At 51.5% G+C, this 16,301-nt stretch carries 12 protein-coding genes; 11 read left to right on the forward strand and 1 reads right to left on the reverse strand.

Annotated features, from left to right (window positions below):
• Positions 1-34 precede the first annotated feature (34 nt).
• From guaA to BQ6873_RS01555, 4 genes are all read left to right on the forward strand, one after another.
• The gene (guaA, locus tag BQ6873_RS01540; RefSeq protein WP_076591085.1) at positions 35-1,654 is read left to right on the forward strand and encodes a glutamine-hydrolyzing GMP synthase; all 1,620 of its coding nucleotides are present in this window, start codon (positions 35-37) and stop codon (positions 1,652-1,654) included.
• A 273-nt stretch (positions 1,655-1,927) separates the two neighbouring features.
• Positions 1,928-2,461 (forward strand): sigma-70 family RNA polymerase sigma factor, encoded by a 534-nt coding sequence (locus tag BQ6873_RS01545; RefSeq protein WP_407928002.1) that lies wholly within the window; start codon positions 1,928-1,930, stop codon positions 2,459-2,461.
• Between the two features lie 2 nt (positions 2,462-2,463).
• Positions 2,464-3,507: a FecR domain-containing protein gene (locus tag BQ6873_RS01550; RefSeq protein WP_083664351.1), complete on the forward strand. Its 1,044-nt coding sequence runs from the start codon at positions 2,464-2,466 to the stop codon at positions 3,505-3,507.
• 98 nt (positions 3,508-3,605) lie between these two features.
• A complete protein-coding gene (locus tag BQ6873_RS01555; RefSeq protein ID WP_076591086.1) occupies positions 3,606-6,008 on the forward strand; it encodes a TonB-dependent siderophore receptor in 2,403 nt (800 codons plus the stop codon).
• Between the two features lie 163 nt (positions 6,009-6,171).
• On the opposite strand, the gene BQ6873_RS01560 is transcribed toward BQ6873_RS01555, so the two are convergent.
• Entirely contained in the window at positions 6,172-6,744 is a 573-nt protein-coding gene (locus BQ6873_RS01560; protein ID WP_076591087.1) for a flavodoxin family protein, read from the reverse strand.
• A 271-nt stretch (positions 6,745-7,015) separates the two neighbouring features.
• Between BQ6873_RS01560 and BQ6873_RS01565 the strand changes: the two genes are divergently transcribed.
• The 7 genes from BQ6873_RS01565 (at position 7,016) to BQ6873_RS01595 (ending at position 16,263) form a co-directional block, all read left to right on the forward strand.
• Positions 7,016-7,534 carry a sigma-70 family RNA polymerase sigma factor gene (locus tag BQ6873_RS01565; RefSeq protein ID WP_076591088.1) on the forward strand — a complete coding sequence of 173 codons (519 nt, stop codon included), beginning with the start codon at positions 7,016-7,018 and terminating at the stop codon, positions 7,532-7,534.
• Positions 7,504-8,526 carry a FecR family protein gene (locus BQ6873_RS01570; protein ID WP_231949190.1) on the forward strand — a complete coding sequence of 341 codons (1,023 nt, stop codon included), beginning with the start codon at positions 7,504-7,506 and terminating at the stop codon, positions 8,524-8,526. The genes BQ6873_RS01565 and BQ6873_RS01570 overlap by 31 nt, the downstream gene beginning before the upstream one ends.
• Positions 8,527-8,657: 131 nt before the next feature.
• Positions 8,658-11,069: a TonB-dependent siderophore receptor gene (locus tag BQ6873_RS01575; protein ID WP_076591090.1), complete on the forward strand. Its 2,412-nt coding sequence runs from the start codon at positions 8,658-8,660 to the stop codon at positions 11,067-11,069.
• Between the two features lie 267 nt (positions 11,070-11,336).
• The gene (locus BQ6873_RS01580) at positions 11,337-11,870 is read left to right on the forward strand and encodes a sigma-70 family RNA polymerase sigma factor (RefSeq protein WP_076591091.1); all 534 of its coding nucleotides are present in this window, start codon (positions 11,337-11,339) and stop codon (positions 11,868-11,870) included.
• Positions 11,867-12,889 (forward strand): FecR family protein, encoded by a 1,023-nt coding sequence (locus BQ6873_RS01585; protein ID WP_083664352.1) that lies wholly within the window; start codon positions 11,867-11,869, stop codon positions 12,887-12,889. Before BQ6873_RS01580 ends, BQ6873_RS01585 begins: the two co-directional genes overlap by 4 nt.
• A 79-nt stretch (positions 12,890-12,968) precedes the next feature.
• Positions 12,969-15,401 carry a TonB-dependent siderophore receptor gene (locus tag BQ6873_RS01590; protein WP_157889091.1) on the forward strand — a complete coding sequence of 811 codons (2,433 nt, stop codon included), beginning with the start codon at positions 12,969-12,971 and terminating at the stop codon, positions 15,399-15,401.
• Complete coding sequence (locus BQ6873_RS01595) at positions 15,391-16,263, forward strand: alpha/beta hydrolase (RefSeq protein WP_197685164.1); 873 nt, start codon at positions 15,391-15,393, stop codon at positions 16,261-16,263. Before BQ6873_RS01590 ends, BQ6873_RS01595 begins: the two co-directional genes overlap by 11 nt.
• Positions 16,264-16,301 lie beyond the last annotated feature (38 nt).

Consider the following 16,301-nt stretch of genomic DNA (forward strand, 5'->3'; position numbering starts at 1 on the left):
ACTCATCATTTGAAGTTCTCAGCCATTTAATCTCATGCACTCGAAAATTCTCATCCTCGATTTCGGTTCACAAGTCACCCAATTGATCGCACGTCGCGTGCGCGATTCTGGTGTTTTTTCTGAAGTCTATCCATACGATGTCAGCGATGAGTTCGTGCGCAATTACGGCGCGGCTGGTGTGATTCTGTCCGGTGGTCCGAATTCAGTCATCGAAGGTGACGAGTCGCCACGCGTACCGCAAGCAGTATTTGAACTGGGTGTGCCAGTACTCGGCATTTGCTACGGCATGCAAGCCATGGCAGAGCAACTCGGTGGCAAGGTGGAAAATGGCACAGTACGCGAGTTCGGTTACGCAGAAGTGCGTGCGCATGGTCATACCGCGCTACTGAAAGACATCAGCGACTTCACCACGCCTGAAGGCTATGGCATGTTGAAAGTCTGGATGAGCCACGGCGATAAAGTGAACGAAATGCCGCCAGGCTTCAAACTGATGGCGTCGACACCGAATTGTCCTATCGCCGGCATGGCAGATGAAGCTCGTCGCATGTATGCATTCCAGTTCCATCCGGAAGTCACGCACACGGTACAAGGTAAAGCCATCATCGCGCGCTTCGTGCACGATATTTGCGGCTGCAAATCGGACTGGAACATGCCCGATTACATCGCCGAAGCGGTTGAAAAAATTCGTCAGCAAGTTGGCAAGGATGAAGTCATTCTAGGCTTGTCCGGTGGCGTTGACAGCAGTGTTGCTGCAGCGTTAATCCATCGCGCGATTGGTGATCAATTGACTTGCGTGTTTGTCGATCACGGCTTGTTGCGTCTGGACGAAGGCAAGATGGTAATGGAGATGTTCGCCGAGAACTTGGGCGTTAACGTCATCCGCATCGATGCAGTCGATCAGTTCATGGGTCATCTGGCCGGTGTCTCTGATCCGGAAGCGAAACGCAAGATTATCGGTCGCGAGTTTGTTGAAGTGTTCCAGGTCGAAGCCGGCAAGCGCAAGAATGCCAAATGGCTGGCGCAAGGCACAATTTATCCAGACGTCATTGAGAGTGCAGGCAAGGGCAAGAAAGGCCACACGATCAAGAGTCACCACAATGTAGGCGGCTTGCCGGAAACATTGAATCTGCAATTGCTGGAGCCATTGCGCGAGTTGTTCAAGGATGAAGTGCGTCAACTGGGCGTCGCGCTCGGCCTGCCGCATGACATGGTCTACCGTCATCCATTCCCAGGCCCTGGTCTGGGTGTGCGTATCCTCGGTGAAGTGAAAAAAGAATTTGCTGATCTGTTGCGTCGTGCAGATGCGATCTTTATCGAAGAGCTGCGTAATACGCCATTCGTGGCGACGCCAGGCGCATCGGAAGCAACCGATAACGGTATTCCACATCGCAATTGGTACGACGCGACTAGCCAGGCATTTGCCGTGTTCCTGCCAGTTAAATCGGTAGGCGTGATGGGTGATGGCCGCACTTACGAATACGTCGTTGCTTTGCGTGCAGTGCAGACGCAGGATTTCATGACTGCACACTGGGCGCACTTACCGCATGAGTTGTTGGGCAATGTGTCCAACCGCATCATCAATGAAGTACGCGGCATTAATCGCGTGGTCTACGATATCTCGGGCAAGCCGCCTGCGACGATCGAGTGGGAATAATTATCTAATTGATCAATTAGATATGTGGTGATCTTTCTAGTGCCGCTTGAGTTAACTCAAGCGGCACTATTCATTTCTGCGTCACCTTTTTGTAGATGGAGCATAGATGTACGCATGCATCACTGATGCTTCTATGCAACGAGGTGTAGATACAACAGTCAATTGACGTGTCGCTCATCCAGTGAAATAATGAGAACTATTCTCATTTACTGGGCAAGCAATCCTTTACGGTAGCCAGCCGATTTGCAAGGCGTATGCCTACACTGGATTGCTGTGACTACTGTTTTTCATCCGAATGAAATCAAATCTGATGCGATGATCACATCGCGGTCGGTGGGCGAGTTGTATATCGATCATCAAGGCTGGTTGCAGACTTGGTTGCGTCGCAAATTGGGTTGCAGCGATCATGCTGCCGATCTTACACAAGATACTTTCGTGCAATTAATGAGTGGCATGCACCCGGCTAATTTGAGTGAGCCGCGCGCCTACATTACGGTGATTGCAAAGCGGGTGCTGTTCAACTTTTGGCGTCGACGTGATCTGGAAAACGCTTACCTCGAAGCACTTGCCGCTTTGCCTGAAGATGTGGCCCCATCCATGGAGGACCGTGCCTTGGTGCTTGAAGCACTGGAGCAAATCGATAGGGCGCTGGCAGCTATTCCAGTAAAAGCCAAACAGGTATTTTTGCTGAATCAACTTCAAGAACTAACGTATAGCGAAATTGCCGCGCAACTTTTGATGCCTGTCATTACCGTGCGTCGGTATATGAAGCTGGCGATTTGCGCATGTTGTACGGCGGCTGAATAGTCATGCGTCATCCTTCTTCCAATATGTGCGTAGACGGCAACTCCTTGTTGATCTCGCAGCAAACCATTTCACAAGCGGCACTGGATGCGGCGATCGACTGGATGGTTTTGTTTCGTTCAGGTGAAAGCAGCGAAGATGAATATCAGCGCTTCGCGCACTGGAAATCTTTAGACAGTCAGCACGAGCATGCCTGGAACAAGGTTGCGGGTGTGTTGGATAGATCTTTCGCGCCGATACGCAGCGTCGGTCAACGTGTGCCGGGACATGGCAAAGCGGCGGAGCTGGCCATTTTGCAGGTGGCAGATCCACGACATTCTGCGTCAAGAAGAAAATTGCTGGGTGGTCTGCTGGCTTTTGGTGCTATCAGCGCCGTCGGAGTAGTGGCAGTAAAAAATGGTTCTGTCTCCACACTGGTTGCTGATCTGCGCACGGGTACGGGTGAGCGCAAGACTTTCAATTTGCCAGACGGCAGTACGGTGATGCTGAATGCATGTTCTGCTGCTGACGTTGATTTCGATGGCGTAGCGCGTGTTGTGCGCTTGCGCAAAGGTGAATTGGTCGCCTCCGTCAAAACGGATGCGCGGCCTTTTATTGTGCAGACTGATTGCGGCATGGTACGCGCTTTGGGAACACGCTTCCTGGTGCGACAGGAGGCAGACCGTAGTTTTGCATTAGTGCTTGAGCATACGGTTGGCATTACAACCCGCAATGACACAGGCAATGGTAATTCGCACGTTTTGCGCGAAGGTGAGGCCGTCTGGTTCGATCGTGATGGCATTGGTGCTGTGCAAGCCGGACTTGAGGGCAAGGCTGCGTGGATGGATGGCATGTTGTCAGTCAACGATGAATCCTTGGAAGATGTAATCGCTGCACTGCGTCCTTATCGAACTGGCTTTGTACGCGTTTCCCCAGCTGCTGCGCAATTGCGGGTGTTGGGTGCATTCCCTCTAGACAATACCAATCAGGTGCTGGAATCCTTGGTGCAAACCTTGCCGATCCGAATTACACGCTATAGCGATTTATTCGTGTTGATCGATGTAGCTTGAGCCTTGCCAAAATTTATTTTCAGATTCGATGATCACTTTTGTCTGCGTCGATGCACATGTTCTTTGAAGACATGTTTAACGAACCCAGGAAATTGATCATGAATTGCTTTATCACCTCATCATTGCGTCCTCGTCCCGTCGTATTGGCCATCGCGCTGGCTTTATCTACTGGCGCTTATGCTCAGAGTGCGCAACAAACGACATCAACCACAGAACGTGCCTCGTCACTTCACAACTATCAGATTGCAGCAGGGCAGTTGGGTATCACGCTGCTGGAAATCGCGCGCATCAGTCGCACGGCAATTTCTGTTGATCCTGCTCTGGTGCAGGGGCTGAGCGCACCAGCAATTCGTGGCGACTTGCGTGTTGAGCAGGCTGTGCAACGTGCATTGGCAGATCATGCGCTGGTTTTACAGCGCACTGAGAACGGCACGCTGACCGTCGTCAAGAGAGCAGATAGCGAGGCGCGCGATACGGGTGCTTTGCCAGAGGTAAAGGTGACGAGTACGGCGCTTGCAGATACAGGTCAGCATCTCAATGCACCAGTTAATAGCGGTGCGTTAGGCAATCGCACAGTGCTGGAGACGCCTTTCTCAAGCACGGTGGTAACCAGTGCAGATATCGCCGAGCGGCAGATCAGCAAGTTGGGTGATGTATTCGCTACCGATGCATCTGTCTCGGACAACAGCGGCGCTTATGGTGCATGGGCTACTTATTTGACGGTGCGCGGTCTGGCGCTGGATTTTCAGAACTCCTTTCGTATCGATGGCAAGCCATTCCTGAGTTATGTCGTGACGCTGCCTTATGAGCACATGGAGCAAATCGAATTGCTGAAAGGCTCTACTGGCTTCATGTATGGCTTTGGCTCGCCCGGTGGTTTGGTCAACTATGTCACCAAAAAACCAACGGATGAACCTTTACGCAGTGTGGGCGTTGGCTATTCGTCCAAAGGTTTGTTGAGCGAACATGTAGATATCGGTGGGCGCGTGGGTGAAAACGGCAGGTTCGGTTATCGTCTGAATGCAACACATGAAGAAGGCAGGACATTCAATAATGGTTCACTGAATCGCAACGCACTATCGCTGGCACTGGATGCGCGTCTGACCGATAAGCTGACATGGGATTTTCAATCCATTGCGCAGGATCGCAAGGCTGTTGGGCAGGAGCCAACGATTACCACTTTCGGTCTTGTTGGCAACAGACTTCCTTCTCCGATCAGGAATGACAACAGCACGATAGTCGGCAGCGGTGTCTATGCGGACAATTCTTTCCGCTTTTACTCTACCGGCCTCAAATACGAGTTAACACCTGATTGGAAAATCAGTGCCAACTATAGCCACAGTTCAACCACAACGCGACGCAATGAATCGGTTCTTGGTTTGACGGACAGCTTGGGAAATTACACTGATACTCGCTCTGATTATGGTGAGTCGTATCAATTCAATCAATTGCAAGCCATGTTGGAAGGTAAATTCCAGACTGGTTCGTTCGAGCATCAAGTTGTTGTGGGTGCGTCAGCGCTGAAGCTGAAGAACGACTACAGTCGAATTTCTGTTTATCAGCTTATTGGTACTGGAAACCTCGCATCGCAAAATACGAATAGTTATTACAGTTCAGGTGATCTGGGTTTGTATCGTGGTGGTGATATGACACAAAAAGCACTTTTCGCGAGTGACACGATAAAACTGTCCGAACGTGTGTCTGTGTTGGCTGGTTTGCGCTACACCAACTACAGTCACGCTACTTACAAATCTGACGGCACAGCTTTGTCTGATCCGTATAAACAGAATGGTATAAAAACGCCTACCTTGGCACTGATGTACAAACTGACGCCGAATACCATGGCTTACACCAGTTATATGGAATCGCTGGAGCCTGGAACCGTAGTCGGACTCACTTACGCTAACCAACGTTCCGTATTGGACCCGCTCAAGAGCAAGCAATATGAAGTAGGGATCAAAACAGAGCAAAGTGATTGGAGTGCAACTGCCGCGATATTCCGTATCGAGAAAAAATCACAATACGGTAATAGTGCGAATGTGTTTGTGCAGGATGGCATGGCTATTTACCAAGGTCTCGAACTGGGTGCCGCAGCACGTCTGGCGAAGAACTGGAATGTGGGCGGCAGTTTGATGTTGCTGGATTCTGAATATAAAAATGCGCTTGTTGGTACGGGTAACCGTGTGGCGGGAGCACCAGAAGCGATTGTGGCTGCACAACTGGCTTATACCGTGCCGCAAGTTCCCGGCTTGAAGTTGAATGCCAATGCAAAGTACACCGGAGCCACGATGTTGCGAGCAAGTAATGATATTCAGGTCGCGGGTTATACCTTGTTGAATCTTGGCGCTGTCTATGACACGCGTATCGGTGGATATGACACGACCTTCCGTCTGGCGATCAATAACGCGACTGACAAGCGCTACTGGATGTTCCAGTACGAAAATTACGTGAAAGCGGGTGACCCTCGTTCACTCACGCTTAACGCGACTTTCAAATTCTGATGGTTATGTTTGTTGGTACATCTGGAGAGGAAAACGGCTGCTGAGGCAGCCGTTTTTTTAAGCAGTATCTTTGTTGAATGGGAATAAATTGAACGACAGTGAGATGCAGCACGCAGTTGTCAGTTGAGGTTAAGCATCAACGACGTGCTGTGTGAGTTGTTGATTAAGTCAGGCGCGTAGCAAATTCCGCGACACGTTTTCCTAGCAAGCGTGCAGTTTTCAGATCGCCTGAACGTGGCGCTTCGTCCGGCGAGGCATCTGACGGCGATATTGCCAAAGCGCCGGCGAAACCTGCAGTCCAGTTCACATCATCGGGGCCATGTGTTTTGGTATTGGCCGGCATCAAGCCGGTGCCTATCCATATCTGGCCGTGTTGTTGCGAGAGCGTCCAGAAATACTGAATAGTAGAAAATTTGTCGCCATTCAGCGATGCTGAATTGGTGAAGCCGGCAGCGACCTTGTCTTTCCATGCTTGTCCGAACCACGGTTTGGATGAAGCATCAGCAAATTTCTTGAATTGCCAGGCTGGGCCGCCCATGTAAGTAGGGCTGCCGTAGATGATGGCATCTGCTTTGCTGATTTCTTCCCACGCGCTTTCTGGCAGGTCACCTTCGGGATTGATTTGATACAACTTGGCTTTTGCGCCGGGAGCAGATGACGCTCCCTCAAAAACCGCTTCCGCCTGCTTGGTTGTATGGCCGTAGCCGCTGAAAAATACGATGGCGATGGTAGTCATGGGAGCACGCTTTCTATAGAAGACGTTAGGGAAGGCACGGGCAAGGTGAGATGCCGTACTCAATCTGAGAGTGGCTTGCAGCTTATTAAGTTTCTATAAGAAGCCTGAATTGAGGGGCAACACGTCATTCTGAACAAAGTATGAGGTCCTCCATGTACCGTCTTCGCAACAAGTTTGGTCAAGTTGCAAGCTGGATGTAGTCAGAACTAACAAGTAATGTGATAATGAGAATCATTATCAATAGTGTTATTTGATTCTTCATCTAGTTTTCATGTCTCACGCCTCCCACTCCAGTCAGCACGATGTTTTGCACACTTTGTACAGCGAGCAGTACGGCTGGTTGCATGCGTGGCTGCGCAAGAAACTATCGTGCACACATCAGGCAGCGGATCTTGCGCAGGATGCGTTCCTGCAAATTCTGAGACGCCCTGAAACATTAGTTGATGTGCGTGAGCCGCGAGCTTATTTGACGACGATTGCACGTCGATTGGTATTCGAGACTTGGCGTCGACGCGATCTGGAGCAGGCATATCTGGCTGAGTTGTCAGCATTGCCTGAGGACGTGGTGCCATCACCGGAAGATCAGGCGCTGGTATTGGAAACCTTGCTGGCAATCGATCGCTTGCTGGATGGATTGTCACTCAAGGCGCGTAGCGCTTTCCTGATGAGCCAACTGGATGGCATGACCTATAAGGAAATTGCTGCCGAGTTGAATGTCTCGGCCAGTCGTGTGCGTCAATACATGGCGCAGGCACTGACTTGCTGTTACGCAGCGGTATTGCCGGCATGAATGCATTTGCTTCTCACACGGCAGCACCTGTCTCCAACGATCCAATTGTCGAAGCGGCTATCGATTGGATTATCTGTCTGCGCTCGGGTGAGGCAGGGCAGGTCGAACACGAGGCCTTCAAGCGCTGGCGCCTGCAGGATGTACGTCACGATGCTGCCATTCGTCATCTGGAACAAGTGCTAGGCGCTTTCGATACCTTGCCGGTTTCTTCTCATGTTCGTAGTTCAGCGCGTCGCGCTTTGCTGAAGTCGCCTGAGCGTCGCAAGTTGCTGCGGAATGGCTTGGCTCTGTTGCTGCTTGGTTCAGGAGCTGCTTTGCTGACTCAGCGTATAACGCCACTTAATACGATGACGGCAGACTTGCGTACTGCAACCGGGCAGCGCAAACATGTACGACTGGCCGATGGCAGCCAGATATGGCTGAATGCACGTAGCGCGGCTGATATTGATTTTGATGAGGCGACGCGCCGTATTCATTTACGCAGCGGAGAAATCATCGTCGATGTCGCGTCTGATGCGCAGCGTCCATTCATTGTGCAGAGTGCGCAAGGAAGCATGCGCGCGCTAGGAACACGCTTTCTGGTAAGGCAAGAGGAGGGCGCTACTGTCCTCGCTGTTTTGCATTCTTCGGTACGAATCGATGCCATGGGTGGTACCAGCCGCACTTTGGTTGCAGGACAAAGTGCGCGTTTCGATCAAGTGCAGATCGATGCTATAGATGCGGCATCCGACGATGCTGCCGCATGGATGGATGGTTTTATTGAAGTTCATGATCGTCCTCTGAGTGAAGTGATTGCAGCGCTCAGACCATATCGTTCAGGCTTTTTACGATTGACGCCACAGGCTGGTGCCTTGCGCGTAACGGGGACCTTCCCGCTGGATGATAGTGGACGGACTTTGGCTGCATTGGCTGAGACATTGCCGATTGCAATTCGCCGTCGCACCGATTATTGGGTCAGCATCGAGATGTTGAGTCCCGTGCCTTCCTCTTGAAGTCTTGCTTGTAACCCGGCTGAAAATATTTTTTTAAATAATCTGCCATCAGCCCTGTCACTTTTTTCTCTTCGTTGCACAAACCAGATGAAACCCATTGTTTATCTCGTTTGTTATTACGGAGAATTATCTTGGAACCTGTCGTTAAAACATCTTCACTCTGGCTGCGCCCGTCAGTTCTGGCGGTCTGCCTTGCCGTGAGCTCACCCTTGTTGGTACAGACTGCGCTGGCTCAAAGCAGCAAGTCTGTAGCGCAGGCATTCGATATTCCGGCCGGACCACTGGATGCCACGCTGACCAGAATTGCCCGCCAGAGCGGGCAGATCATTTCCATTCAACCCGAACAGATGCAAGGTCGTAGTGCACCTGCAGTGCGAGGTGAAATGAGTGCCGAACAAGCTTATCGTCAGGCTTTGCAAGGTAGTGGTCTGGAGTTATTCGTGACTGGTAGCGGTGCCTTGAATTTGCGTCCGGTTCCGGCTGGAACAGTGTCTACCTTGCCGGAAGTAAAGGTCAGAGGGAGTGCGCAGGAAGATGCAAGCGGCTCGGCGCACGGTTACGTTGCCAAGCGCAGTGCAACCGGTACCAAGATGGATAGTTCCATTATCGAGACGCCGCAATCTATCTCTGTTGTGACGGCGCAGGAAATGGAAGTTACGAAACCACAGAGTTTGACTGATGCACTGGCTTATACCGCCGGCGTGTTTCGTTCTGAAGGCAATGACCGTACCGCAGATCGTTTGTACATACGCGGCTTCGGCGCGGATGCAATTGAAGGCAGTCTTTATCGCGATGGCATGAAGTACATGGTCAATGCCTTTAACGGTAAGCAGGAAGTCTATGGCCTGGAGCGTATCGAAGTGCTTAAAGGCGCGGCTTCTGTTTTGTATGGGAGTGCAGCACCAGGTGGCATCATCAACACGGTAACGAAGCGGCCGACGACAGAGACTTTGCGCGAAGTAAATATGGAAGTGGGAAGTTATAACCGCAAGCAAATTTCTGCCGACCTGGGTGGCGCACTGACGGACGACGGTGTGTGGTCGTATCGTTTGACGGCCTTGAAACGCGATAGCGATACTTTCGTCGATTTCGTCCCCGATGATCGTATCTATGTTGCGCCTGCGCTCAAATGGCAACCATCTGCGGATACATCGTTGACACTGCTGAGTCACTATCAGAAGAGCAAGAGCAAGTACGTCTTCGGCTTCCCGGCAGCTGGTACAGTTTTGCCTAATCCGAATGGCCGCATTCCAGTTAATCGCTATCTGGGTGAGCCGGATCGCGATCGTTATGTGAGCACGATTGAATCCATCGGTTATATTTTCGAGCATGCTTTCTCGGATACCTTGCGCTTGCGCAATAACGTTTCCTTCTTCAAGGCATCCACCTCGATGCCGGCTACTTGGCCGGACGACAATGTGTTTGAAGATGCCAGCATGCGTACAGTGAAACGCTATGCTGAATCCCGTCGTGAAGATAAATCATCGGCCCTCGCATTGGATGTATCGCTTGAATACAAATGGAAAATGGGTGAGGCAACTAATACCTTGCTCGTAGGTCTTGATCATACCAAGCAGGAGCATCAATCTGAACGGTGGCGACAAACGGCATCATCGCTGGATCTCTACAATCCAGTTTATGGTTTGCCCTATACGAGTGCTGCAACTTTGCATGGTAGTACGCGCAAGGAGCGTGCATGGCTGACTGGTGCGTATTTGCAGAATCAGACCAAGATAGACGACAAATGGGTTGTGCTGTTGGGTGGACGTCAGGACAAAGCGAAGAACGGTAGGTCACCACTTTTTGGTCCGGAAAACTGGAAGGATGAAAAATCAAGTGCATTCAGCGGACGCGCGGGTTTGGTCTATCTGGCCGACAACGGTCTTGCACCTTTTGTGAGCTGGAGCGAATCCTTCCAGCCACAATCCGGTAGCGATAGAGCGGGTAATCGGTTCGATCCAACTACCGGTCGCCAGTATGAAGTGGGCGTACGTTATCAGCCGAAGGGTAGCAATACCTTATTGTCAGCTGTGGTGTATCAACTCACGCGACAAAACGTCACAACGACGGATCCGACGGACAATGCATATCAAGTGCAAGCCGGTGAAGTACGTTCTCGCGGACTGGAGCTGGAAGCGAAAGTACAAGTCACCCGAAGCTTCGGTCTTGTCGCCGCGTATGCATATACCGATGCACGTACCATACGTAGCAACGATGCCGGCGATGTTGGTAAGCGTACAGGTGCGGTTCCCTACAATCAGTTTTCAGCATGGGGCGATTACAACTTCCACGCATTGGGTATGCCTGGTTTGAAGGCTGGAGCTGGTGTGCGCTATGTCGGCTCTACAGTTGGGACGTATATGGACGTCAAGGTTCCAGCCTTTACCTTGTTGGATGCGATGGTCGCTTATGAGGTTGGCCATTGGCGCTATGCGTTCAATATCACGAATTTGACGGACAAGGTGCACGTCACCAATTGCATCGACGTGTGTTATTACGGCGAACCACGCAAGGCGGTTGCAACAGCCAGTTATCGTTGGTAACCATGACTCATTTAAAAATGCCCCAGTGATGACTAATCATTGGGGCATTTTTCTTTGAAGTCACAGAGGGCGCAAGGCAAGCCCTAGAAGTGAGTAGCTTGGCTCAGGGTGAAAGATCAGACTTTACTTGATGATTCGCTCTGCATGAAAAAGAGGAGAAAACAACAGTTCATCGCAAAGTTACAAATTGGATGTGGCAAGAAATAATAAGTAATGTGATAATGAGAATCATTATCAGTTGAGTTGTTGATTCTTCATCCAGTTTTCATGCCTTCTGCTTCCAATCCCAGTCAGCACGATCTTTTGCACACCTTGTACAGCGAGCACTACGGCTGGCTGCATGCGTGGTTGCGCAAGAAGTTGTCTTGCCCGCATAGTGCGGCGGATTTGGCGCAGGATACTTTCTTTCGTTTGTTGTCGGTGCCGTTCGAGCTGTCTGTACTCAAGACACCGCGCGCTTATCTGACGACGACAGCTACGCGTCTGGTTATCGATGAAGTACGGCGACGCAAGGTCGAGCAGGCGTATATGGATGCGCTGGCATTGTTGCAAGAAGATGCGCACGCGGTATCGCCGGAACAGCATTTGCAAACGGTAGAAACCTTGACGCTGATTGCACAGATGCTGGAAAACCTGCCGGAGAAAGCGCGTCAGGCTTTTATGCTGAGTCGCCTCGACAATCTGACTTATCCCGAAATCGCAGCTCAACTCGGCGTCTCCAGCAGCATGATCAAGCAATACATCGCACGCGCGATGGTGCACTGTTACCAGATCGTTTATGCAGAGGAGCCGACAGCATGAGTCTGACTGCTTCCGGCGTTGCTACGCAATACATACCGCCTCAAATCGACAATATGCGCGCAGCAGATAGCGATGCCGATATCATCGCGTGCGCCGCAGAATGGCATGCGCATCTGCATTCCGGCGAAGCTGTGAACGAGGATTACACCAACTTTGAATACTGGCGTACGCAGGATATCCGCCATGCGGAAATTTATGCGCGCATGGAAAAACTATGGGCGCGCTTCGATGACGTGGATGCCAAGCCAGCGACTATCGCCTTGAACAAGGCATTGAGGTCTGGTGCAGCCAAGCGCAAGAAAGTGGCTGCACAAGCGCTGGCGTTTTGCCTTGGGGTATTTGGTGTATGGACTGCTCTGCAAACAGCACCAGCGAAATACATGCTGGCCGACTATCGTACGGCAGTCGGTGAACAGCGTGTGATTGAGCTGGATGATCGCAGCCGCATTACGCTCAATACACATTCCGCAATCGATGTTGATTACAGCGGCAAGCAGCGTCGCATCACCTTGCAGCAGGGCGAAATTCTGGTCGAAGTGGCGAAGGACAGTGAACGACCATTTATCGTCGAAACTGAACACGGCACGGCACGTGCACTCGGCACGCAATATCTGGTCAAGCGCGAAGCAGAGGGCACGCGCGTTACCGTCATCGAATCGACGGTGGAAGCGTGCGCTGCCAAAGTGCCCGCATGCGTCACGCTGAAGCCGGGCGAGCAAACCGTGGTCACGCCGGATGCAGTGCAAGCGCCGAGCATGGTCAATGCCGAAGCTTCTGCTTCATGGAGCAAGCACATGCTGGTGGTTGACAATCAACCGCTGGCGCAAGTGCTGCAAGAATTGGCGCGCTATCGCTACGGACGCATCTTCTTCAATGCTGACGAGATTGCCGATCTACGTGTATCCGGCGTGTATGCGCTGGATGACACCGACCGTACGCTGTCGATACTGGTGGCAACCACGCCGATTCGCGTCAAGCAATACACCCCTTTATTTGTAACGGTGGCCCCGCTTAAATAAATTTTTTTGCCGTTCACTGTCCCTCCTGTCTTTTGCTTCGTCATCACTTATGAAGACATCAAACAGGAGGACTCTTTCAATGCATCAAGCACTCTTCAAGCAAAAGCCCTTGGCTGCTGCTGTACATCTTTTGCTGGCCGTATCAGTCAGCGCAACCGCACTTGTATCGAGCGCTGCATACGCACAAGCAGCCAGCACCGAATCAGCTGCGGCAAGCCGTGCTTACGATATTCCAGCCGGTCCGCTGACACAGGCGCTGAATACCTTTGCGCAAACGGCTGGCGTACTGCTTTCTTTCGAACCGGAATTGACGGCCGGTAAAACCACCAAGGGTATCAAGGGTACATACGGCATCAAGCAAGGGTTTGATGCTTTATTGCAGGGCAGTGGTTTGGCGATAGCGGCCAGTTCCGGTAACGCTTATACGTTGAAAAAAATTCCTGTGTCGCAACTGCACAGTACGGAAGCGACGTTGCCGGAAGTGCACGTCAGAGCGGGTGTGCAGGAAGATGTGGGTTACGTCGCCAAGCGCAGCACGACGGCGACCAAAACAGACACCCCCATCATAGAAACACCGCAGTCAATTTCTGTCATCAGCCGAGAGGAAATGCAGGATAGAGGCACGCAAAACCTGATGGAAGCTTTGCGTTACACGCCGGGCGTCATCACTGAAAGTTATGGTGTGGACCCGCGCGGTTTCGACTACATCAAGTTACGTGGTTTCAGCACGATGTACTCTGGGCAGTATCTCAATGGCTTGCGTTTTTATAACAGCGGTTTCGCCGTATTCAATACAGAGCCGTTCGGGTTGGAACGCATAGAGGTGCTGAGAGGGCCAGCTTCAGTTTTGTATGGACAAGGCGATGTAGGTGGCGTCGTTAATGCGGTCAGTAAACAACCTACTGCTGACAGTGTGCGCAACATTCAATTGCAAGCGGGAAGTAACGACCGCAAACAGCTGGGTCTTGATATTGGCGGTGCACTTAATGAAGATGGCACGCTCTTGTATCGCCTGCCTGTCTTGCTGCGTGAGAGCAACTCCCCGTATGCGTACAGCAATGGTGCCAAACAACCTGATGATCGGATTTATCTGGCACCGTCATTGACCTGGAAGCCCAATGGCAGAACGTCTTTCACGATACTGTCGGAATTTCAGAAAGACAAACGCGGTAGCCAATTCCATCCCTACCAAGTGCCGTATGGTGCTTCGACCAATATCACTTCGGGTGTGCCTGGTTTCGACCGCATGCACCAGCGTCAGGCTATGTTGGGTTATCAATTGGAGCATACGTTTGATAATCAATGGACGTTCAGTCAGAACTTCCGCTATGCAGAAAATGATGTGGACTACCGTTCAGTAACCGGTTATGACTTGCAGAACAACATGATGTCCCGCTATTTGTACGCGGCGAAGGAGCATACCGAACAATGGTCGGTGGATAATCGCATGCAGGGACAAGTCGATTTTGGCGGCTTGCGGCACAAGCTTTTGCTTGGGCTGGATAGCTACAATGTACGCACTCATCAGGATAGCTTTTTATCGTTCGCTATTCCTGCCCTCGACATAACGGCGCCCGTTTATGACACTCCTATCACGATGCCAGCCAGTCCTAGCGGCAGTACGCAAACCAAGCTCAGACAAACGGGTATCTATTTGCAGGATCAGATCGATCTGGGAGAAAAATGGCGTGTCACTCTAGGCGCGCGTCGGGACGAAGTGCGGCAGGAAACAAATAATTTGCTCGCAATGACGCAACAGGAGCAAAAGGATAGTGCGAGCACTTATCGTCTGGGCGTTTCCTATTTGTATAACCCACGCATCGTTCCGTATTTTAGCTACAGCGAATCGTTTCTTCCCAATGTTGGCAGGGGTTACGGCGATGTGACTTTCGCACCTTCGCAAGGGAAGCAGTATGAAGTTGGCTTGAAGTACGCGCCACAGGATTGGGACGCGCTGTTTACCATGGCGGTCTTTGATTTACGTAAAACCAATGTACTAACCAAGGATGTCGCGAATACATGTCAAGTGTCGAATAAGCCGGATTGCGGCGACAACTACCAAAGGGCTGAAGGCGAAGTGCGTACGCGTGGCCTGGAGTTGGAATTCAAAGCCAATCTGATGCGTCAACTAGACGTCGTTGCAAGCTACACCTATCTGGATGCAGAGATTACGCGTAGCGAAGACGGTAATGCCGGTCGTCGTCCACTCGATGTGGCAAAGCAGAATGCTGCGCTCTGGCTGAACTATCGCGCCTCGTCGATACCTGGATTGAGTACGGGCATGGGTGTGCGATATATGGGGCCGACGTACAGCGATAGCAAGTACCTCGCGGAAGTGCCGTCCTACACAGTGCTTGATATGGCCTTGCGCTACAAGATAGACGCACAGTGGAATCTGGCATTGAACATCAGCAATTTGACGAACAAGAAATATGTGACGACGTGTCCAAACGGTAGTTGCTATTACGGTTCACAACGTATCGTGCTCGCCACCTTGTCCTATGCCTGGTAAAAAACGAAGCGCTGCATGGCGCTTCTCCATGCTTGGGTGCAGCCTGTTGGTGCTCGGCTTATTGATGACCGTGGAGGTCTCGGCACAGGAGGTCAAGCTGTCGGGAACGCGGCAGCTTACATTCATGGGAGGGCCGTCCGCTGATCGGCCTTACCACCTCTTCATTAGCGAGCCGGCTGGCAAGAAGATTCCACGCGATGGGCATCCTGTGCTCTTCGTGCTGGATGCCAATGCGTATTTCGCCGCATTCCATGAGGCACGGCGTGTGCAGGCCTCCTTTGAGGAAGCCATCATTGTCGGTATCGGCTATCCAACAACAACGCCGCATGATTTTTTGCGGCGCTCTTATGATTTCTCTCCGGCTGTTGCGCCGGAGCGCAATACTCCTCCACAGGGTGGCGATGATGAATTTCTCGATACCTTGCAAAAGATTATTGATGAGATCAAGCGTCGTTATCCGGTCAATCCGCAACAGTTGAGTCTGTTCGGTCATTCTTTCGGCGGCATGTTCGCGATGCATGCACTATTTACGCGTCCGACGCTCTTTAGTCATTACGTCGCGGCTAGTCCATCGTTGTGGTGGAACGATAACTATCTGCTGAAACAGGAACGTCATTTCATCGAGCAGGTAGAAGCAGGTCTATGGGATACCAGAAATCAAAGCGTGCTATTGCTGGTGGGAGATAGAGAGACGCCGCAGAGTATTCAAGAACCTCAGGCTCTGGAGCAACGCTTGCAACCGTTATCACGCTGGGGTTTGCGTACCGCTTTTTATTTGCAGCCGGATGAGGATCACATGTCATTGCCGATCAGCATTGCGCCGCGGGTGCTGCGACAAGTGTTTACTGCGCGTAGAAGATAGGGGCGGGTTGAATCATAAAAATCAGCAGCGTTTATCGC

The organism is Herminiimonas arsenitoxidans (assembly GCF_900130075.1).
GTDB lineage: Bacteria > Pseudomonadota > Gammaproteobacteria > Burkholderiales > Burkholderiaceae_D > Oxalicibacterium > Oxalicibacterium arsenitoxidans.

Coding starts and splice junctions, on each gene's coding strand:
- guaA (WP_076591085.1), top strand. CDS start 35: ATGCACTCGAAAATTCTCATCCTCGATTTCGGTTCACAAGTCACCCAA.
- BQ6873_RS01550 (WP_083664351.1), top strand. CDS start 2,464: ATGCGTCATCCTTCTTCCAATATGTGCGTAGACGGCAACTCCTTGTTG.
- BQ6873_RS01555 (WP_076591086.1), top strand. CDS start 3,606: ATGAATTGCTTTATCACCTCATCATTGCGTCCTCGTCCCGTCGTATTG.
- BQ6873_RS01560 (WP_076591087.1), bottom strand. CDS start 6,744: ATGACTACCATCGCCATCGTATTTTTCAGCGGCTACGGCCATACAACC.
- BQ6873_RS01565 (WP_076591088.1), top strand. CDS start 7,016: ATGTCTCACGCCTCCCACTCCAGTCAGCACGATGTTTTGCACACTTTG.
- BQ6873_RS01580 (WP_076591091.1), top strand. CDS start 11,337: ATGCCTTCTGCTTCCAATCCCAGTCAGCACGATCTTTTGCACACCTTG.
- BQ6873_RS01585 (WP_083664352.1), top strand. CDS start 11,867: ATGAGTCTGACTGCTTCCGGCGTTGCTACGCAATACATACCGCCTCAA.
- BQ6873_RS01590 (WP_157889091.1), top strand. CDS start 12,969: ATGCATCAAGCACTCTTCAAGCAAAAGCCCTTGGCTGCTGCTGTACAT.
- BQ6873_RS01595 (WP_197685164.1), top strand. CDS start 15,391: ATGCCTGGTAAAAAACGAAGCGCTGCATGGCGCTTCTCCATGCTTGGG.